Below are 18,181 nucleotides of genomic sequence, written 5' to 3'. Positions count from 1 at the left end.
GCAGTATTCGGCCATGGAAGACATCATCATCGGCACCGAAGCTGTCAGGGACGGCGTCGTCACCCGTTACGAACTGCAGCGGTGGTACCGGCCGATCTTCGGGAACGTTCACGCACCCAAGAACCGCATGATCACGTTGCGCGACCGCATCTTTGCGGCATGGTTGTTCTCACGACGGGAAGGGATCGTCACTGGCCTCGCCGCATCGGCGCTGCATGGCTCGGCATGGGTAGATCGCGATATCGACATCGAACTGGTCTTCAAGTTCCCCCGAGCACCACGCGGGATCATTGCCCGCGACGACCGCATCCAAGCGGACGAATGGACGCGAATCGCCGGCATCCCGGTGGCGACCGCCGAGCGGACAGCGTTCGACCTCGGTCGTTTTCGACGGTACGACGCCTTGTCCCGGCTCGACGCGCTCATGCAGGTGAAGCCTTACACCGTTGACGATGTCATGCGGCTTACCGAGCGATACAAGGGCGCTCGAGGAGTAGCCAAGCTCAAAGCCGTTCTCCCCCTTGTCGACGGCGGCGCCCAGTCACCGATGGAGTCCTGGTGGCGAGAGGTTGTCATCGACTCGGGGTTCCCGAAGCCGACGACTCAGATCCCAGTCGTCGACGAGTTCGGTCGGCACGTGAGATATCTTGACTTCGGCTGGAGGGAATTCCAGGTCGCCGTGGAGTACGACGGCGACCAGCACCAGACCGATCGAACGCAGTACCTCAAAGACCGTTGGGTCATCCCCGAGCTCCGCCGGCTCCGCTGGACAGTGATCAGCGTCGTCAAAGAAGACGATCCGGTCCGGGTGATCGGAGACCTGCGCGAGGCACTGGTCGCGCGCGGGTGGCGAGGTGCGGTGCAGATCCCCCGCTACGCCTACGCATCTCCGCGGCGTCGCGCACACGGCGATGCGCCGAACTTGCATTCCGGCAGAGGAAGTGCGAGTTGAAGCCTGCTGGAATGCAAGTTCGGCGCTGAGGGAGGTCAGTTCCAGGGCATCGCGAGCTTGACGATCTTGCGCACCACCGTCGCGAATTGCCGCGGCAGCGGGCCGCTGTTGTAGGGCACGCCGTAGCGCTCGCAGATGTCGCGCACCTTCGGCGCGATCTCCGCGTGCCGGAACGCCGGGATGTCCGGGAACAGGTGGTGCTCGATCTGGAAGCTCAGGTTGCCGGAAAGAATGTGGAACAGCTTGCCGCCGGTCAGGTTCGCCGACCCGAGCACCTGGCGGAAGTACCACTGCCCCCGCGTCTCGGCCTTGGTCTCCTCGATCGAGAACTCCTGCACGTCCTCGGGGAAGTGTCCGCAGAAGATGATCATGTAGGCCCACACGTTGCGCATCAGGTTCGCGGTGAGATTGCCCGCGAACACCCACGGCGCGAACGGCCCGGCCAGCAGCGGGAAGGCCACGTAGTCCTTGAGCGTCTGCCGCTTGGTCTTGCGCCAGATGCCCTCGAGGATGTCCCGCTTGTCGGCGATGGTGATCTCACCGGCGCGGATCCGCTCGGTCTCCAACTCGTGCAGCGCGACTCCGTACTGGAACAGCACCATCAGCAGGAAGGCGTACACCGGGTTGCCCAGGAAGTAGGGCGACCACTTCTGGTCCGGGCTCATCCGCAGGATGCCGTAGCCCACGTCGCGGTCCATCCCGACGATGTTGGTGTAGGTGTGGTGCATGTAGTTGTGCGAATGGCGCCACTGCTCGGCCGGGCATGCGGTGTCCCATTCGAAGCCGCGCGACGAGATCGCCGGATCGCCCATCCAGTCGTACTGGCCGTGCATGACGTTGTGGCCGATCTCCATGTTGTCGATGATCTTCGACAGGCCCAGCATCGCGGTGCCCGCGAGCCAGAACGGCGGGAAGATGCCGCCGAACAGCAGTGCCCGGCCGCCGATCTCGAGGCCGCGCTGCGCCTTGATCATGCGACGGATGTAGGTCGCGTCGCGTTCGCCGAGGTCGGCGATGATGCTTTCCTTCAGCGCGTCGAGCTCACGGCCGAAGGCCTCGGCCTGCTCGGGGGTCAGCGTGACCGTTCGGCCGCCGACCGTCTTCGTCAGTGTCTTGGCCTGGGGGGTGGTGGTGTCCAAGGTTTCGGTCATCTCGGTTCCTCTCTCGGAGAGCGTGATGTTCTGGGTTGGGTGGTCTAGAGCGCGATGTCGACGTCACCGACCGGGGCGGACACGCAGATCTGCACGTCCTCCTCCTCGGGCGACGACACCGCACCGGTGACGACGTTGCGCACCACGCCGCTGGTCTTGCGTCGTGTGCAGGAGAAGCAGATGCCCATGCGGCAGCCGCTCTCCGGAGTCAGACCCGCATCCTCGGCCTGGTTGAGCAGCGGCCGGCCGTCGTCGGTGACAGCCATCCCGCTGTCGCTGAACGTGACCTGCCCGCCGGAGGCCTCACCCTCGAAGACCGGCGGCACGAAGCTCTCGTACTGGGCGGACGGGAACATCTCGCGGACTGCGTCCACCAGCGCAGGCGGCCCGCAGACGTACACCGCCTCGGGATCTGCGATCGGCAGGTGGTCGGCGGCGAACCGGCCGGACAGCTCCGACTCGGCCGTCTCGCGCGTGAACCCATGGCGGACAGTCACATTCGGCATCGTCGTCGCGATCTCAGCGAGTTCCCCGCGATAGCACGCCTCGTGCGCCGATCGCGCGTAGTGCACGAACGCGACCTCCCCTCGATGACCGCGTGCGCGCAGCGTCCGTAGCATGGACATCACCGGCGTGATGCCGCTGCCACCGGAGACGAACAGGATCCGCTCGGGCAGTCGCTGCGGCAGGGTGAACTCGCCGGCCACCGAGTCCAGGCCGACGATCATGCCGGGCCGGGCGTGGTCGAAGAGATAGGTGGAGACCAGTCCGCCGTCGTGGCGGCCGACGGTCAGCTCGATGTGCCGGTCGGTCTCGGCGTTGGCCGGCGAGTACGGCCGCGTGCGTCGGCGACCGTCGATCTCGACCGACAGGTTGATGTGCTGGCCGGCCCGAAAACCCGAGAACGCCCGGTTGGGTGCGAGGGTCAACGTCACGCTGCGCGGCGTGGAGCGGCGCACCGCGACGACCCGGGCGCGGGCCTGGCCGCGCGTCCAGGTCGGGTCGACCAGTTCGGTGTAGCGGTCGACGCCGTGGGGACCCGTGAGGAGATCCAGCAGCCCCGACCGCCGCACCCGCGTGGTCAACGTTTCAGTGAACATGTGTACACCATTGGACAATCGACCGCCTCGTGTCAATGGGTCCTTGCAGGTTGTGGTAGGTTTCACAGGCAGTGAACAGTCGTACGCCCAGATCACACTCTGACCGGTCCGGGAGGTCGAGCAGGTCGCGCGATTCGTCTCGGACCAGGGACAGCGAGAGATCCGGCCTGACCCGCGAGCAGCGCAAGGAAGCCACCCGGCGCGCCATCGTCGACGCCGCACTGCACCTGCTCGCCGAACGCAGCTTCACCGCGCTGAGCCTGCGCGAGGTCACCCGCGAGGCCGGGATCGTGCCCGCCGCGTTCTACCGCCACTTCGAGTCGATGGAATCGCTCGGCCTGGTGCTCATCGACGAGTCGTTCCGCAGCCTGCGCGACATGCTGCGCGGCGCACGCGCCGGCAAGCTCGATCCCAATCGGGTGATCGAATCGTCGGTCGACATCCTCATCGACGGTGTGCAGGAACGCCGCGAACACTGGTTGTTCATCGGACGGGAACGCAACAGCGGCGTCACGGTACTGCGCTACGCCATCCGCACCGAGATCCGGCTCATCACCTCCGAACTCGCGATCGACCTCGCCCGCTTCCCAGGCCTGAACACCTGGAGCGGCGAAGACCTCAACATCCTGGCCAGCGTGTTCGTCAACTCGATGATCGTGATCGCCGAATCACTCGAGGACACCACCGACCCGACGACCGTGGCCGAGATCCGGCGGATCGCCATCAAACAACTGCGAATGATCACCATCGGCGTGGCCGGCTGGCGCAGCAGCTGACCCATTCCCGGCGCCGAACCGGCGATGGATAGCGTGACGGGCATGGCGTCCGCTCTGGAAGTGACACACCCCCGGCCCGAGATCGCGGTGCTGACCCTCAACCGGCCCGACAAGCTCAACGCCCTGTCCTACGAACTCGTCGAAGCGCTGCACGCCGAACTCGACGCCCTCGCCGCCGACAACACCTGCCGGGTGGTGGTGCTGACCGGCGCCGGACGCGGATTCTGCTCCGGCCTGGACCTGGGCGCCCCCAGCCCCGACGAGGCCGGTGGCGGTACCGAGTTCCCCCGGTCGGGCATGCGCTGGCAGGAACGCATTGCCGACCTCACCGCGAAGATCCATCGATTGCGCCAACCGGTGATCGCGGCCGTCAACGGCGCCGCCTACGGCGGAGGGCTGGGTATCGCGGCCGCCTGCGACATCAGAGTCGCGGGCTCGTCGGCGCGGTTCTGCACCCAGTTCATCAAGCTCGGGCTGGGCGGCAGCGACATAGGGGTGAGCTACACGCTGCCCCGGATCGTCGGCGCGGGAGCGGCTTTCGACATGATCCTCACCGCCCGGGCCGTCGACGCAGACGAGGCACTGCGCCTGGGACTGGTGTCCCGGATCGCCGACTCCGCACTGGACGAGGCGCTGACGATCGCCGAGACACTCTGTCAATACGGCAAATTCGGTGTCGAATCGACCAAGCAGGTGCTGTGGGCCAACCTCGACGCAGGCAGCCTCGAGGCGGCCCTGCACCTGGAGAACCGCAGCCAGATCTTGGCGTCGACGAGCGGCGAGATGCGCGAGGCCGCGTCGAAGGTGCTGCGCAAAGCCTGACCCCCCGCCGAGACTGCACCCACGCAGGAAAAGTGCGAGACGAGGCCTGCCGGAATGCAAGTTCGGCGGAAGGGAGGACGGGCTAGCGCGGGGTGCCGCCCCCGTCGACCATGATCACCTGTCCGGTCATGTAGCTGCCCGCGTCGGACGTCAACAGCAGTGCGGCGCCGACCATTTCGTCGGCCGTGGCGAGCCGGCGCATCAGCGTCCCGCTGACCATCCCGTCGATCGCCTCCTGCGGGTTCTTGCGCATCATGTCGGTGTCGACGGGTCCGGGCGCCAGCGCGTTGACGCGGATGCCGTCGTGCACCAGCTCGGCGGCCATGGACCGGGTGAACGACATCATCGCCGCCTTCATCGACGCGTAGATCGCCAGCATCGGCGCGAAGATGAACGCCCCGATCGACACCATGTTCAGGATCGCGGCGTGCTCGCTCGCCTTCAGATGCGGGAGTGCGGCCTGCACCAGGAACACCGGGCCGCGCAGGTTCACGTCGAACGACTTCGTCAGCCCGTCGACCGTCATCTGCTCCAGCGGCTGCGCCAACGGGTTGGCGGCGTTGTTGACCAGCACGTCCAGCCCGCCGAACTCGGCGACCGTACGGTCGACGAGCGCGCCGAGATCGTCGACCTCCCCGAGATGAGTGGGGATCCCGATCGCCTCCCCACCGAGCTCCCGCAGATGTGCCGCGGCCCGCTCGCACGCGTCGGCCTTGCGGCTGGCCACCGCCACCCGGGCGCCAGCCAGCACGTAACCCTCCGCCAGGGCGAGCCCGATCCCGCGTGTGCCGCCGGTGACGATCACCGTGCGGCCGGTCATGTCGAACAGCCTGTCGAACGAGGAGCGGTCCACTAGATGCACCCGCCGACGCTGATCCGTCGCCCAACGTCGGCGCAGACCGCGACGTTCGGTGCGTACGCCACGGGAGGTGGTGGCGGCGGCGGAGGTGGCGGAGGTGGCGGGGGCGGGGCGTCAGCAGGCGGCGGCGCACCCGGCGGAGGCGGAGGCGGTGGCGGTGGCGGTGGGTAGTCCAGCACGTCGTTGAGTTCGTACAACGGATCCGAGCAGCCGCTGACGTCCAGGTGCGGGCCGCCGACCGATCCGCAGATGGCCTGCGCGGGCGGCGCCGGGACGAGCGCCGAGCCCCCACCCACGATCACGGCGGTTGCGACGAGCCAGGTGATGCGCACGCACACTCCTTCTCCCCCGCGGCGGGCCCGCGGACACGCGTCGATTGTGGCAGTCGGCGCTTCGCCCCGCGGCCGAACACGCCCGGCGGACGCAGACGAGGGCGACGACGGTCGACGGGCGGCGATTTGCCAGCAGGCGACGTCCGCGCATCGGCGCTCGGCGTCTGCACAGTACACGGGTATTGCGGCGGGGTCGGCGCTACGGCGACCTGACGTAGCGGTTACGCGACAGCTATGAGCAAAGGTCGGTTTTCCGACTTTTTCCACAGAATCCCTTGTGAGGAAGTGTTTGATGACATCAACGATTCGTCCAGCGAACTTCTTGACGATGTCGTACATTTCGGGGGTGCGCTCATCGGGCGCACAGTGTGCGTTCAGATCGCAATCGCGCGTCACTGTCCGAGGGGAGTTGCGATCTGAGCGCACACTAGGGGCCGGCAAGGGTGCGCATGCTCGCGAACCGGCGCCTGACGCCCGTCAGCGGGTCGTCGAATTCGAGGCTGTGGGCGAGCAGCTGCAGCGGCGTGGAGAAGTCGTCGGGGGCCACGTCGATGACGTCGGGATACAGCGGATCACCGGTGATCGGAATCCCGAGCGCCCCCATATGTACGCGGAGCTGGTGGGTGCGGCCCGTCCGCGGTGTCAGCCGGTACACCGGGTCGCAGCGCTCGATCACCGTCTCCGCGTTCGGCTCCCCGGGCTCCTCGACGGCCTGCAGACACCCGCGCCGTTTGACGATGCGGCTGCGCACCGTCAGTGGGAACGTAAGGCCTGCGTCGACGGGTGCGTGCGCCAGATAGGTCTTGGTCACCCGCCCGCGGGCGAACAGCGTCTGATACGCGCCGCGCACCTCGCGGCGCGCGGTGAACACCAGCACGCCCGCGGTCAGCCGGTCCAGCCGGTGCGCCGGGCTCAACTCCGGCAGCTCGAGTGAGCGGCGCAGCCGCACCAGCGCCGTCTGCGCGACGTGACCGCCGCGGGGCATCGTCGCCAAGAAGTGCGGCTTGTCGACGACGACGAGGTTCTCGTCGCGGTACAGGATCGGCACGTCGAACGGCACCGGCACCTCGTCGGGAAGATCCCGGTAGAGGTAGACGTGCGCGTCGGGCGGAAGGACCGTCGACGCCGTCACGGCCGTACCGTCAGCGCAGAGCACCTCTCCGGCAAGCACTTTGGCAGCCGCCTGCTCGCCGAAGCGGTCGGCCAGCTCGACCAGCACCGCACCGCCCCGCAACCGCACCCGCGCCGGCCCGAGCCCGTCGCGCACGGGAAGCGGTGCGGGACGCCTCACGTGAGGGGAACCGGCTCGAGAATCTCCGCGCGGGCCTCGGGCGCCGCGACGCGCAACGCGTCGGCCGACGCATCGTCTGGCTGGGTCTGCGACAGCACTTCCGCCTCCACCCGGGCGCGGTAGGTCTCCACCTCGCGATCAACGTCCTGCGGGCTCCAGCCCAGCACGGGCGCGACGATCTCGGCGACCTCGCGCGCGCAGTCGACACCGCGGTGCGGGTATTCGATCGAGATCCGCATGCGCCGCGCCAGGATGTCCTCGAGATGCAGCGCGCCCTCGGCGGCCGCCGCGTACGCCGCCTCCACCTTCAGGTAGACGGGCGCGTCGGTGATCGGCTCGAGCAGCTCGGGCCGATCGTCGGCCATCGCCAGCACCTCGTCGATCAGCGAGCCGTAGCGGTCGAGCAGGTGCCGGACCCGGTACGGGTGCAGGTCGTGATGCTTGCCCACGCTCTGCGTCTGGTTCACCAGCGCGAAGTAGCCGTCGGCGCCCATCAGCGGGACCTTCTCGGTGATCGACTTCGCCACCCGGGTCGGTACGAACTCCGCCGCAGCGTCGATCGCATCCGCGGCCATCACCCGGTAGGTGGTGTACTTGCCGCCCGCGATCGCCACCAGTCCGGGCGACGGGACCGCGACCGCGTGCTCGCGCGACAGCTTCGAGGTCTCCTCGCTCTCCCCGGCCAGCAGCGGGCGCAGCCCCGCGTAGACACCGTCGATGTCGTCGTGGGTCAGCGGGGTGGCCAGCACGGTGTTGACCGTGCGCAGGATGTAGTCGATGTCCGCCTTGGTGGCTGCGGGATGAGCCAGGTCGAGTTTCCAGTCGGTGTCAGTGGTGCCGATGATCCAGTGCGTGCCCCACGGGATCACGAACAGCACCGACTTCTCGGTGCGCAGGATGATCGCGACCTCGCTGACGATGCGGTCCCGCGGCACCACGATGTGCACGCCCTTCGAGGCGCGCACCCGGAACCGGCCCCGCTGCTTGGACAGCGCTTGGATCTCGTCGGTCCACACCCCGGTGGCGTTGACGACGACGTGCCCGCGCACTTCGGTGACGGTGCCGTCCTCGGAGTCGCGCACCCGCACACCGGTGACCCGGTCGCCTTCCCGCAGCAGCGCCACCACCTGCGTCGACGTCCGCACCACCGCCCCGTAGTGCGCCGCGGTCCGGGCCACCATCATGGTGTGCCGGGCGTCGTCGACGACGGTGTCGTAGTAGCGGATGCCGCCGATCAGCGAGCTGCGTTTCAGGCCCGGCGAGAGCCGCAGCGCACCCGCCCGCGTCAGATGTTTTTGCGCCGGAACGGATTTCGCGCCGCCGAGGCTGTCGTAGAGGAAGATGCCCGCCGCGATGTAGGGCCGTTCCCACCAGCGGTTGGTCAGCGGGAACAGGAACGGCAGCGGCTTGACCAGATGCGGCGCCAGCGTGGTCAGCGACAGCTCGCGCTCGTGCAGCGCTTCACGCACCAGACCGAACTCGAGTTGCTCGAGGTAGCGCAGTCCGCCGTGGAACATCTTGCTGCTGCGGCTCGACGTGCCCGACGCGAAGTCGCGCGCCTCCACGAGCGCGACCTTGAGCCCGCGGGTCGCGGCGTCGAGCGCCGCGCCGGCGCCGACGACGCCGCCGCCGATCACGACAACGTCGAACTGCTCAGCGCCGAGCCGCTGCCACGCTCGCGCACGCTGATCTGGGCCGAGAAACGAGTCCGGGGCCTGGTTGCTCACGCGCACCTTCCTTGTTACCGGTCAGTACGGGTCCAGCCTACGTGGCTCAGTCCAGATCGTCGTGCGCCATCAACCGGCGCGCGGCCTCGACGATCGATCCGGACAGCGACGGGTACACCGACAGCGTCTGGGCCAGGTCGGTCACCGAGATGCGGTTCTGCACCGCCAGCGCGATCGGCAGGATGAGCTCCGAGGCGATCGGCGCGACGACCACCCCGCCGATCACCACACCTGTCGCCGGGCGGCAGAAGATCTTGACGAAACCGTGCCTGAGCAGGGACATCTTGGCGCGGGCGTTGGTGTTCAGCGGGAGCATCAGCGTGCGGGCCGGGACGCTGCCGTCGTCGATCGCCGACTGCGGGATGCCGACCGCGCCGATCTCGGGGCGGGTGAACGTCGCGGACGCGACGGTCCGCAGCCGGATCGGGGAGACGCCCTCGCCGAGCGCGTGGTACATCGCGATGCGGCCCTGCATCGCCGCGACCGAGGCCAGCGGCAGCAGGCCGGTGCAGTCGCCGGCGGCGTAGACGCCTGACGCGGGTGTGCGCGACACCCGGTCGACCGGGATGTAGCCGCCCGGCTTGAGGTCGACACCGATGCGGTCGAGGCCCAGGCCCGCGGTGTTGGGCACCGAACCCACGGTCATCAGCGCATGGCTGCCCTCGACGACGCGGCCGTCGGCGATCGCGACCCGGACACCGGTGTCGGTGCGGGTCACCGAGTCGGCGCGGGCGTTCTTGACCAGCGTCACCCCGCGCTCGTTGAACACCTCCTCCAGCGCCGCCGCCGCGTCCGAGTCCTCGTGGGGAAGGATCTGATCGCGGCTCGCGACCACCGTCACCGTCACACCGAGTTCGGTGTAGGCGTTGCAGAACTCCGCACCCGTCACCCCGGAACCGACGATGATCAGGTGCTCGGGCAGCGTCTCGAGGTCGTACACCTGCCGCCACGTCAGGATCCGGTCGCCGTCGGGCACCGCGTTGGGCAGCACCCGCGGGCTGGCGCCGGTCGCGATCAGCACGATGTCGGCCTTGAGCACACCGACCTTGCCGTCGGGCGTGGTGACCTTGACGCGGTGGTGGGCCATGCCGGCGATGTCGTCGACGAGCTCACCGCGGCCGCCGATGATCGTGACGCCCTGGTTGAGCAATTGACTGCCGATGTCCGCGGACTGGGAGGCGGCCAGCGTCTTGACGCGGTTGTTGATGTCCGGCAGCGAGATCGGCGCCGCATCGATGCCGATGTCGTAGCCCAGTCCCTGCGCGCGGCGTAGTTCGGTGCGCACGCCGGTGGAGGCGATCAACGTCTTCGACGGCACACAGTCATAGAGCACGCAGGCGCCGCCCAGGCCGTCGGAGTCGACGACGGTCACCTGCGCGACGTCCCGTCCGTGAGCGGCCGCGACCAGCGCCGCCTCGTAGCCCGCCGGCCCGCCGCCGATGATCACGATCCGCGTTACCACGCCACCAACCTATTGCACAGAGATGCGTTTAAGCTTCTCGCGTGCCGCTCTACGCCGCCTACGGGTCGAACATGCATCCCGAGCAGATGCTGCAACGGGCCCCTCATTCGCCGATGGCGGGCACGGGCTGGCTGCACGGGTGGCGGCTGACGTTCGGCGGCGAGGACATCGGCTGGGAAGGCGCGCTGGCCACCATCGTCGAGGATCCCGGGTCCAAGGTGTTCGTCGTGCTCTACGACGTCACCAAGGAAGACGAGGAGAACCTCGACCGCTGGGAGGGCTCGGAGCTCGGCATCCACAAGAAGATCCGCTGCCGGGTGGAACGCACCGCGTCCGACACCGACACCGACCCCGCGTTGGCGTGGCTGTACGTGGTGGACGCCTGGGAGGGCGGAATCCCGTCGGCACGCTACCTCGGCGTGATGGCCGACGCGGCCGAAATCGCCGGAGCGCCAGCGGAATACGTGTACGACCTGCGGACGCGGCCGTCGAGCAACATCGGCCCGGGCCCGGGAGGCTAGGGGTCAGGCGCTGTTGGCGATGATGTTGACCAGCAGGCGCACCCCGACGCCGAGCGCCCTTTCGTCGAGGTCGAACGTCGGCTGGTGCAGATCCAGCTGCGGGCCCTGCCCGCTCCACACGCCCAGCCGCGCCATCGCGCCGGGCACCTCCTCCAGATACCAGGAGAAGTCCTCGCCGCCGCCGGACTGCCGGGTGTCGGCGAGCACATCCGGGCCGATCGACTCGATGGCGTGGGTGAGGATGCGCGTGGACACCTCTTCGTTGACCACCGGCGGGACGCCGCGTCGGTAGTTCACCACATGCTCGATGCCCAGCGGCGCCAGCAGTGACGAAATCGTCTCGGTGACAAGGTCTTCCATCGTCACCCAGGTCTCGCGGCTGGCCGTGCGGATGGTGCCTGCCAGCGTGCCGGACTGCGGGATCGCGTTGGCGGCCACCCCCGCGTTCACCGCACCCCACACCATCACCGTGCTGTTGCGCGGGTCGATGCGCCGCGACAGCACGCCCGGCAGGCCGGTGATCAGCGTGCCGATCCCGTAGACCAGATCGCCGGTCAGATGCGGCCGCGACGTGTGCCCGCCCGGCGAATGCAGGACCACCTCGAGCTGATCGGCCGCCGACGTGATGGGGCCCGGCTTGACCGCGACACGGCCCACCTCCAGATGCGGGTCGCAGTGCAGCGCATAGATCCGCGACACCCCCGTCAACGCGCCCGCCGCGATCGCGTCGATCGCGCCGCCGGGCATCAGTTCTTCGGCGGCCTGGAAGATCAGCCGCACCCCCACCGGCAGTTCCGGCACCGACGCCAGCGCCAGCGCGGCGCCCAATAGCACCACCGTGTGCGCGTCGTGACCGCAGGCGTGCGCGATGCCCGGCACCACCGACGCGTAGGGCGCCTCGGTCCGCTCGGCCATCGGCAACGCGTCCATGTCGGCGCGCAGCGCCACCCGCGGCCCGTCGTCAGGACCGAAATCGCACGTCAGACCCGTCCCACCGGGCAGCACCTTCGGGTTGAGCCCTGCGTCGGCCAGCACCGAGGCGACGAACTGCGTGGTCGCGAACTCCTGACGACCGAGCTCGGGATGCATGTGCAGATGCCGCCGCCACGCCACGAGGTCGTCGTAGCGGGCCGACAGGAAACGCGCCGCGGCGTGCGCCAACACACTCATGACGCCCGCCTCTGCTGCAGTTCCAGCACCCTGTCCCGCTGGGCGGCGTCACCGGCCAGCGCCACCACGGTGCGGGACAGCATGATCGCCCCCTCGATCACCGCGGCGTCGGCACTCTCCCCGGCCGCGGCGGCGGCGAACTCCGGCTGGTGGATCGACGCGCCCCCCGCGTCGATGCCGACGATCGGGTGGATACCCGGCATCACCTGCGTGACGTTGCCCATGTCTGTGCTGCCCAACGGCACTGACGCCTCGACCTCCTCGGGAACCGGGCTGCGATCGAACCGCAGCATCTCCGCCCGGACCGTCGCCGACAGCCACGGATCCGGGATCAACTCGGCGTAGGCGGGCGCGGTCTCTTCCACGGTGTGCTCGCAACCGGTGGCCACCGCCCCCGCAGCGAAACAGCCCGCGATCCGGGTTTCCAACGCGCGCAACGACTCCGAATTCGTCGCCCGCATCGTGTAACGCAGCTCCGCCGACGCCGGGATGACGTTGGCGGCCTGACCGCCGTCGGTGACGATGCCGTGGCACATCTGCCCCGGGGCGAGCTGCTGGCGCAGCAGGCCGATCGCGACCTGCGCGACGGTCACCGCGTCCGCGGCGTTGACGCCGAGATACGGCGCGACGGCGGCGTGCGCTTCGCGGCCGGTGTAGCGGATCGTCGCCTCCGACAGGGCCAGCGAGCGCGCCGCGGCGATGTCGATCGGACCGGGGTGCAGCATCACCGTCGCGGCGATGTCGTCGAACACCCCGGCGTCGAGCATCAGGACCTTGCCTCCCCCGGCCTCCTCGGCCGGGGTGCCGAGCAGCACCACCGTCAGCCCGAGGTCGTCGGCCACCTCGGCCAGCGCGAGCGCGGTGCCGACGGCCGACGCGGCGATGATGTTGTGCCCGCAGGCGTGCCCGATCCCCGGCAGCGCGTCGTACTCGGCGCAGATCCCGACGACCAGCGGCCCGCTGCCGAACTCGGCCCGGAACGCGGTGTCCAATCCGCCCGCGTTCGCCGTCACGTCGAAGCCGCGCTCGGCGACCAGGGCCTGCGTCTTGGCGCAGCTGCGGTGTTCGTCGAAGGCCAACTCGGGCTCGGCGTGCAGGGAATGCGACAACTCGAGCAACTCGCCGCTGCGCCGGCGCACCACGTCCTCGACGGTCGTCGACGCATGAGACGACGACGCGGCGGCGGTAGGCATGCAGGCAAGTATCTCACTGCCCCGACACCCCCACTAAGCTGCCGGTCGTGGAGGATCCCGGGACAGCCGCGCAGCAGGCGGCCCGGGCCCTGGCCGAACGCACCGGCGTCGACCGCCACGACGTCGCCGTCGTCCTCGGATCGGGCTGGGCACCGGCCGCCGAGCGGCTCGGGGAGCCGACCGCCGTCGTCCCGATGGCCGAGCTGCCCGGTTTCACCCCGCCCAGCGCGCAGGGCCACGGCGGCCAGGCGCTCTCCCTGCGGGTCGGCGAGCACCGGGTTCTGGTGCTGCTGGGCCGGATTCACGCCTACGAGGGCCACGACCTGCGCCACGTCGTGCATCCGGTGCGCACCGCTTGCGCCGCCGGCGTGCACACCGTGGTGCTGACCAACGCCGCCGGCGGCCTGCGCCCGGAGTTCAGTGTGGGTCAACCGGTGCTGATCAGCGACCACCTCAACCTCACCGCCCGCTCGCCGCTGGTCGGCGCACAGTTCGTCGACCTGGTGGACGCGTACGCGCCGCGGCTGCGGGCCCTCGCCCGCGAGATCGACCCGACCCTCGCCGAGGGCGTCTACGCCGGCCTGCCCGGACCGCACTACGAGACGCCCGCCGAGATCCGGATGCTGCGCACCCTCGGCGCCGATCTCGTCGGGATGTCGACCGTGCACGAGACCATCGCGGCGCGCGCGGCCGGCGCGGCGGTGCTGGGGGTGTCGCTGGTGACCAACCTGGCCGCCGGGATGACCGGGCAGCCGCTGAGCCACGACGAGGTGCTCGAGGCCGGCCGTCAGTCGGCCACGCGGATGGGTTCCCTGCTCTCGGCCGTGATCTCCCGGCTCTGATCGCCGCCGATCCGCCGGCTCGCCCACACCACGGCGCGGGCCAGCAGCGGCGCCGCGAAGAGCATCATCAGGATCCGGACCACCTGCGCGGCGATCACGAACGTCACGTTGGACCCCGTCTCCACCGCGGTCGCCAGCACCGCGTAGACGCCACCGGGACTGGTCGCGAGGTACCCCTCCAACGGCGTCAGCCCGGCGACCCGGGCCAGCAGCACGCCCAGACCCGCGGTGGCGACGCCGATCAGGACGATGAGCGTGATCGCGGCGGGCAGCAGCCGGCTGACCGCGCGCAGCGACGCCCGGGTGAACGCCAGACCCGCCTGCCAGCCGATCAGCACGTAACCGGCCTGCACCAGCAGCGTCGGCACCCACAGACCGAACGAGAACCCGCTGACCTCCAGGGCGACGGTGAGCGCGAGCGGGCCGAGCAGGCCGGCGCCCGGCAGCCGGATCAGCCGTCCGACGGTGGCGCCGACCAGCACGAGCACGACGAGTATCGCCAGGCTCAGGTACCACGGAGCCCGCCCGGGCGGCGTCACGGCGTCGGCGCTGCCGCGGGACGTGTCGGCGTGGTAGATCAGCGTGACCACGACGGGCATCGACATGGTGACCAGCCCGACCCGCAGGTATTGCACCACGGCGACGACACGGTCGTCACCGCCGAGTTCCCGGGCGATCGCCACGAGCCCGGACGCGCCGCCGGCCACGAGCGCCAGCGATCCGGTGAGCGGGGTGACGTTGCGGTGCAGGCCGAGCAGCGCGCCGGCGACGACGCTGAGCAGCAGGGTGCCGGCCGCCACGCCGACGACGACGGGCCAGTCCCCGCCCAGGGCGCCCAGCGCGTCGTGCTGCACCATCGTGCCGATGTAGACGCCGAGCACGCCCTGCGCCGCGACGCCGAGGGTGCGGGGTACGCCGGCGGGGCCCGCCGACAGCAGTGCGAACGCGATGCCGACCACCAGCGCGGCGAACAGCGCCGCCGACGGCACCCCGAGGAGCGTGAACGGGGCGGTGACCGCCACCGTCGCGGCTAGCAGTGCCGTCCACCTCAGCAATCGCGTCGTCATCAATGGCAAGTATGCTCTTGGCAAATCAAGATCTCAAACGGCGGTTTCGTGCGTGACTTGCGCGGTGATGCCAAGGTATAACTTGGTAATGGGTATCGAGGCGTCGGCGGCGACCGAACTGCGGGAGTCGATGATGGCGGTCGCCCGGCAGCTGCGGCGGCACCGTCCGGACAACGGGCTGACGCTGAGTCAGATGCAGCTTCTCGGTGAGATCAGCCGGGCGGGCATCACGACACCCGCGGAACTGGGCGTGCGGCTGGGCGTCAAGGCGCAGTCGCTGACCGATTCGCTCAACGAGCTCGAGTCGCGGGGGCTGGTGGCCCGGCGGCCAGACGCCTCCGACCGCCGCCGCCAACTCGTCGAGATCACCACCGACGGCACCACCTTGATGGAGGCCGACCGCGCCGAGCGCGACGCGTGGCTGCACACGACCATGCGGGAACGGTTGTCCACCCTCGAGTTCGATCTGCTGATGCTCGTGGCGCCCATCCTGCGCAAGCTCGCCGACCCCGATACGGGCACACTGACCTAGGTGACGTCCGACCTCCACGCGGCGGTCCGGGAGTGGCTGGCTCACGACCCGGATCCCAACGCGGCCGCCGAGCTGGCCGCCTGCACCGACACCGACCTCGCCGATCGCTTCGCCGCGCCGCTGACGTTCGGCACCGCAGGCCTGCGCGGCCCGTTGCGCGCCGGCCCCAACGGTATGAACCTCGCGGTGGTGCTGCGCGCGACGTGGGCGGTGGCGACGGTGCTGAGCCGGCGCGGACTCGGCGACGATCACGTCGTCGTCGGCTACGACGCCCGGCACCGGTCCGCGGAGTTCGGCCGTGCTTGTGCGGAAGTATTTGCTGCACAGGGCTTTCCGGTTCTCCTGATGTTCGCGCCGGTGCCCACTCCCGTGGTGGCGTTCACGGTTCGGCACACCGGCGCGGCGGCCGGCGTGCAGATCACCGCGTCGCACAATCCCGCGTCGGACAACGGCTACAAGGTGTACTTCCCGGGCGGGTTGCAGATCATCCCGCCCGTCGACGCGGAGATCGAAGCGGCCATCGCCACCGCCCCGCCCGCCGACGAGATCCCCCGCTCCCCCGTCGCGGTGTCCGGCGCCGAGCAGATCCGCGCCTACGTCGAACGAGCCGCCGGCGTACGCCGCGCCACCGGATCGGTGCGTATCGCGCTGACACCGATGCACGGAGTCGGCGGCGAGTACGCCCTCGACGCGCTCGCGCTCGCCGGTTTCGCCGACGTGCACGTGGTGGCGGCGCAATTCGCGCCCGACCCCGACTTCCCCACCGTCGCGTTTCCCAATCCCGAAGAGCCCGGCGCCACGGACGCACTCCTGGCGCTGGCGGCCGACGTCGGCGCCGACATCGCCGTCGCGCTCGATCCCGATGCCGACCGATGCGCCATCGGCGTGCCGACTGAGGCCGGCTGGCGGATGCTCTCCGGCGACGAAACCGGTTGGCTGCTGGGCGATTACCTTCTCTCGCAGGGCGATGCATCGACGGCGGTCGTGGCGAGCACGGTGGTGTCGTCGCGGATGCTGGCGAGCATCGCCGCGAGCTACGGCGCGCGGCATGTCGAGACGCTCACCGGGTTCAAGTGGCTCGCACGTGCCGACTCCGACGTGCCCGGGACGCTGGTGTACGCCTACGAGGAGGCGATCGGGCACTGCGTGGATCCGGCCGCGGTGCGCGACAAGGACGGCATCAGCGCCGCCGTCCTGGCATGCGACCTGGTGGCTGCACTGCGCGCCGAGGGACGGTCGGTGCCCGACGCGCTGGACGAGCTGGCCCGCCGCCACGGTGTGCACACCACCACCGCCGTCACCCGGCGCGTCCAATCACCCTCGGCCGCAGCAGAAGTCATGGTGAGCCTGCGCAGCGAGCCACCGACCCGACTGGCCGGCTTCTCCGTCGACGTCAGCGATCTGGCGGAGCGCACCGATGCGCTGGTGTTCACCGGCGGCGATGACACGACGTCGGTGCGGATGGTGGTGCGGCCGTCGGGTACGGAGCCGAAACTGAAGTGCTACCTGGAAGTTCGGTGCACGGGCGAGCTCGCGGCGGCACGGGAGCGGGCCGCGCGGGTGCAGTCCGCGCTCGCCGACGACGTTCGCTCGCTGGTGTAGCGCCGGGTCAGCGCGGACCGAATTGGCGGTCGCCGGCGTCGCCGAGACCTGGGACGATGTAGGCGATCTCGTTGAGACCGGAGTCGATGCTCGCAGTGAACAACCGTAGTTCGGGCGCCGCCTTCTCCAGTGCCGCAACGCCTTCGGGAGCGCAGACGACACAGATGGCGGTGACATCGACGGCGTCGCGGGCGAACAGCAGCTCCAGCGTGTGCACCATCGACCCGCCGGTGGCGAGCATCGGGTCCAGCACGATCACCGGACGTGCGCTCAGGTCGTCGGGCAGCGACTCCAGATACGGGGTGGGCTGATGCGTCTCCTCGTTGCGGGCCACCCCGACGAACCCCACCTGGGCCTCGGGGATCAGCGCGTGCGCCTGATCCACCATGCCCAGCCCCGCGCGCAGCACCGGAACCAGCAGCGGCGGGTTCGCCAGCCGTGCGCCGGCCGTCTCCGCCATCGGGGTGCGCACCGGGATGGTCTCGACGCTCAGATCGCGGGTGGCCTCGTACACCAGCATCAACGTCAGGTCGCGCAGCGCCGCACGGAAGCCGGCGTTGTCGGTCCGCTCGTCGCGCAGAGTGCTCAGCCGCGCCGCGGCCAGCGGGTGGTCGACAACGCGCACATCCATGGGGTCAGACCTTAACGGGAACCGGGCGGCGTTTCCCGGCGTCTAACCCTCTATGTTCGCCCGACTGTCCGTCGACACCGACACGGTGCGCGGCTACGGCTGCGCTGCGAGCGGCCACGCCGCCACCCTGCACGACGCCGCGTCCCGATTG

Annotated in this window: 18 protein-coding genes; 7 read left to right on the top strand and 11 right to left on the bottom strand. The window is 69.7% G+C overall.

The window, feature by feature from the left end; all coding sequences use genetic code 11:
- Nucleotides 1–13: 13 nt before the first annotated feature.
- Nucleotides 14–952 (top strand): putative endonuclease domain-containing protein, encoded by a 939-nt coding sequence (locus MCHUDSM44219_RS02020; RefSeq protein WP_236695318.1) that lies wholly within the window; start codon nt 14–16, stop codon nt 950–952.
- Nucleotides 953–987: 35 nt separating this feature from the next.
- Here the strand turns inward: MCHUDSM44219_RS02020 and MCHUDSM44219_RS02015 are convergent, their stop codons facing one another.
- Nucleotides 988–2,103, bottom strand: coding sequence for a fatty acid desaturase family protein (locus tag MCHUDSM44219_RS02015; protein ID WP_048416560.1), 1,116 nt, complete (start codon nt 2,101–2,103; stop codon nt 988–990).
- 44 nt (nt 2,104–2,147) lie between these two features.
- Nucleotides 2,148–3,203 carry a ferredoxin reductase gene (locus tag MCHUDSM44219_RS02010; protein WP_048416559.1) on the bottom strand — a complete coding sequence of 352 codons (1,056 nt, stop codon included), beginning with the start codon at nt 3,201–3,203 and terminating at the stop codon, nt 2,148–2,150.
- A gap of 71 nt (nt 3,204–3,274) precedes the next feature.
- Between MCHUDSM44219_RS02010 and MCHUDSM44219_RS02005 the strand changes: the two genes are divergently transcribed.
- Nucleotides 3,275–3,979 (top strand): TetR family transcriptional regulator, encoded by a 705-nt coding sequence (locus MCHUDSM44219_RS02005; protein ID WP_048416558.1) that lies wholly within the window; start codon nt 3,275–3,277, stop codon nt 3,977–3,979.
- A 42-nt stretch (nt 3,980–4,021) separates the two neighbouring features.
- Nucleotides 4,022–4,801: an enoyl-CoA hydratase/isomerase family protein gene (locus MCHUDSM44219_RS02000; RefSeq protein WP_048416557.1), complete on the top strand. Its 780-nt coding sequence runs from the start codon at nt 4,022–4,024 to the stop codon at nt 4,799–4,801.
- 82 nt (nt 4,802–4,883) lie between these two features.
- Here MCHUDSM44219_RS02000 and MCHUDSM44219_RS01995 read toward each other — a convergent pair whose 3' ends face one another.
- The 5 genes from MCHUDSM44219_RS01995 to MCHUDSM44219_RS01980 form a co-directional block, all read right to left on the bottom strand.
- Entirely contained in the window at nt 4,884–5,654 is a 771-nt protein-coding gene (locus MCHUDSM44219_RS01995) for an SDR family NAD(P)-dependent oxidoreductase (RefSeq protein ID WP_048416556.1), read from the bottom strand.
- Nucleotides 5,654–5,992, bottom strand: a complete 339-nt coding sequence (locus MCHUDSM44219_RS30125; protein ID WP_082161996.1) for an RNA-binding protein — start codon at nt 5,990–5,992, stop codon at nt 5,654–5,656. The genes MCHUDSM44219_RS01995 and MCHUDSM44219_RS30125 overlap by 1 nt, the downstream gene beginning before the upstream one ends.
- A 427-nt stretch (nt 5,993–6,419) precedes the next feature.
- Nucleotides 6,420–7,283: a pseudouridine synthase gene (locus tag MCHUDSM44219_RS01990; RefSeq protein WP_082161992.1), complete on the bottom strand. Its 864-nt coding sequence runs from the start codon at nt 7,281–7,283 to the stop codon at nt 6,420–6,422.
- The gene (gene glpD / locus MCHUDSM44219_RS01985) at nt 7,280–9,010 is read right to left on the bottom strand and encodes a glycerol-3-phosphate dehydrogenase (protein ID WP_048416554.1); all 1,731 of its coding nucleotides are present in this window, start codon (nt 9,008–9,010) and stop codon (nt 7,280–7,282) included. Before glpD ends, MCHUDSM44219_RS01990 begins: the two co-directional genes overlap by 4 nt.
- A gap of 46 nt (nt 9,011–9,056) precedes the next feature.
- Nucleotides 9,057–10,472 carry an NAD(P)H-quinone dehydrogenase gene (locus MCHUDSM44219_RS01980; RefSeq protein WP_048416553.1) on the bottom strand — a complete coding sequence of 472 codons (1,416 nt, stop codon included), beginning with the start codon at nt 10,470–10,472 and terminating at the stop codon, nt 9,057–9,059.
- A 41-nt stretch (nt 10,473–10,513) separates the two neighbouring features.
- Between MCHUDSM44219_RS01980 and MCHUDSM44219_RS01975 the strand changes: the two genes are divergently transcribed.
- A complete protein-coding gene (locus MCHUDSM44219_RS01975; RefSeq protein WP_048416552.1) occupies nt 10,514–10,993 on the top strand; it encodes a gamma-glutamylcyclotransferase family protein in 480 nt (159 codons plus the stop codon).
- A gap of 3 nt (nt 10,994–10,996) precedes the next feature.
- Here MCHUDSM44219_RS01975 and MCHUDSM44219_RS01970 read toward each other — a convergent pair whose 3' ends face one another.
- Both MCHUDSM44219_RS01970 and MCHUDSM44219_RS01965 read right to left on the bottom strand, forming a co-directional pair.
- Entirely contained in the window at nt 10,997–12,163 is a 1,167-nt protein-coding gene (locus MCHUDSM44219_RS01970; protein WP_048416551.1) for an amidohydrolase, read from the bottom strand.
- Nucleotides 12,160–13,356, bottom strand: a complete 1,197-nt coding sequence (locus MCHUDSM44219_RS01965) for a M20 family metallopeptidase (protein ID WP_048416550.1) — start codon at nt 13,354–13,356, stop codon at nt 12,160–12,162. The genes MCHUDSM44219_RS01970 and MCHUDSM44219_RS01965 overlap by 4 nt, the downstream gene beginning before the upstream one ends.
- A 47-nt stretch (nt 13,357–13,403) precedes the next feature.
- On the opposite strand from MCHUDSM44219_RS01965, the gene MCHUDSM44219_RS01960 reads away from it, so the two are divergent.
- Nucleotides 13,404–14,198 (top strand): purine-nucleoside phosphorylase, encoded by a 795-nt coding sequence (locus tag MCHUDSM44219_RS01960; protein WP_048416549.1) that lies wholly within the window; start codon nt 13,404–13,406, stop codon nt 14,196–14,198.
- On the opposite strand, the gene MCHUDSM44219_RS01955 is transcribed toward MCHUDSM44219_RS01960, so the two are convergent.
- On the bottom strand, nt 14,144–15,265 hold the full coding sequence (locus tag MCHUDSM44219_RS01955) for an AbrB family protein (protein ID WP_048416548.1): 1,122 nt from the start codon (nt 15,263–15,265) through the stop codon (nt 14,144–14,146). The two genes, MCHUDSM44219_RS01960 and MCHUDSM44219_RS01955, sit on opposite strands and share 55 nt — an antisense overlap.
- A gap of 88 nt (nt 15,266–15,353) precedes the next feature.
- Between MCHUDSM44219_RS01955 and MCHUDSM44219_RS01950 the strand changes: the two genes are divergently transcribed.
- Together MCHUDSM44219_RS01950 and MCHUDSM44219_RS01945 are read left to right on the top strand one after the other, a co-directional pair.
- The gene (locus MCHUDSM44219_RS01950; RefSeq protein ID WP_048416547.1) at nt 15,354–15,797 is read left to right on the top strand and encodes a MarR family winged helix-turn-helix transcriptional regulator; all 444 of its coding nucleotides are present in this window, start codon (nt 15,354–15,356) and stop codon (nt 15,795–15,797) included.
- Nucleotides 15,798–17,399 carry a phospho-sugar mutase gene (locus MCHUDSM44219_RS01945; RefSeq protein ID WP_048416546.1) on the top strand — a complete coding sequence of 534 codons (1,602 nt, stop codon included), beginning with the start codon at nt 15,798–15,800 and terminating at the stop codon, nt 17,397–17,399.
- Between the two features lie 7 nt (nt 17,400–17,406).
- Here MCHUDSM44219_RS01945 and upp read toward each other — a convergent pair whose 3' ends face one another.
- The gene (gene upp, locus MCHUDSM44219_RS01940) at nt 17,407–18,030 is read right to left on the bottom strand and encodes a uracil phosphoribosyltransferase (protein ID WP_048416545.1); all 624 of its coding nucleotides are present in this window, start codon (nt 18,028–18,030) and stop codon (nt 17,407–17,409) included.
- Between the last annotated feature and the right edge of the window lie 151 nt (nt 18,031–18,181).

The sequence above is a fragment of the Mycolicibacterium chubuense genome (assembly GCF_001044255.1).
In the GTDB taxonomy this organism is placed as follows: domain Bacteria; phylum Actinomycetota; class Actinomycetes; order Mycobacteriales; family Mycobacteriaceae; genus Mycobacterium; species Mycobacterium chubuense.
Note: the sequence above shows the minus strand (reverse complement) of the source record. Positions and strands in the feature narration are given on the sequence as shown.

Bases quoted from the DNA above. Each gene is read 5' to 3' on its own strand.
- MCHUDSM44219_RS02020 (WP_236695318.1), top strand. From the start codon at position 14: ATGGAAGACATCATCATCGGCACCGAAGCTGTCAGGGACGGCGTCGTC.
- MCHUDSM44219_RS02015 (WP_048416560.1), bottom strand. From the start codon at position 2,103: ATGACCGAAACCTTGGACACCACCACCCCCCAGGCCAAGACACTGACG.
- MCHUDSM44219_RS02010 (WP_048416559.1), bottom strand. From the start codon at position 3,203: ATGTTCACTGAAACGTTGACCACGCGGGTGCGGCGGTCGGGGCTGCTG.
- MCHUDSM44219_RS02000 (WP_048416557.1), top strand. From the start codon at position 4,022: ATGGCGTCCGCTCTGGAAGTGACACACCCCCGGCCCGAGATCGCGGTG.
- MCHUDSM44219_RS01970 (WP_048416551.1), bottom strand. From the start codon at position 12,163: ATGAGTGTGTTGGCGCACGCCGCGGCGCGTTTCCTGTCGGCCCGCTAC.
- MCHUDSM44219_RS01965 (WP_048416550.1), bottom strand. From the start codon at position 13,356: ATGCCTACCGCCGCCGCGTCGTCGTCTCATGCGTCGACGACCGTCGAG.
- MCHUDSM44219_RS01955 (WP_048416548.1), bottom strand. From the start codon at position 15,265: ATGACGACGCGATTGCTGAGGTGGACGGCACTGCTAGCCGCGACGGTG.
- MCHUDSM44219_RS01950 (WP_048416547.1), top strand. From the start codon at position 15,354: ATGGGTATCGAGGCGTCGGCGGCGACCGAACTGCGGGAGTCGATGATG.
- upp (WP_048416545.1), bottom strand. From the start codon at position 18,030: ATGGATGTGCGCGTTGTCGACCACCCGCTGGCCGCGGCGCGGCTGAGC.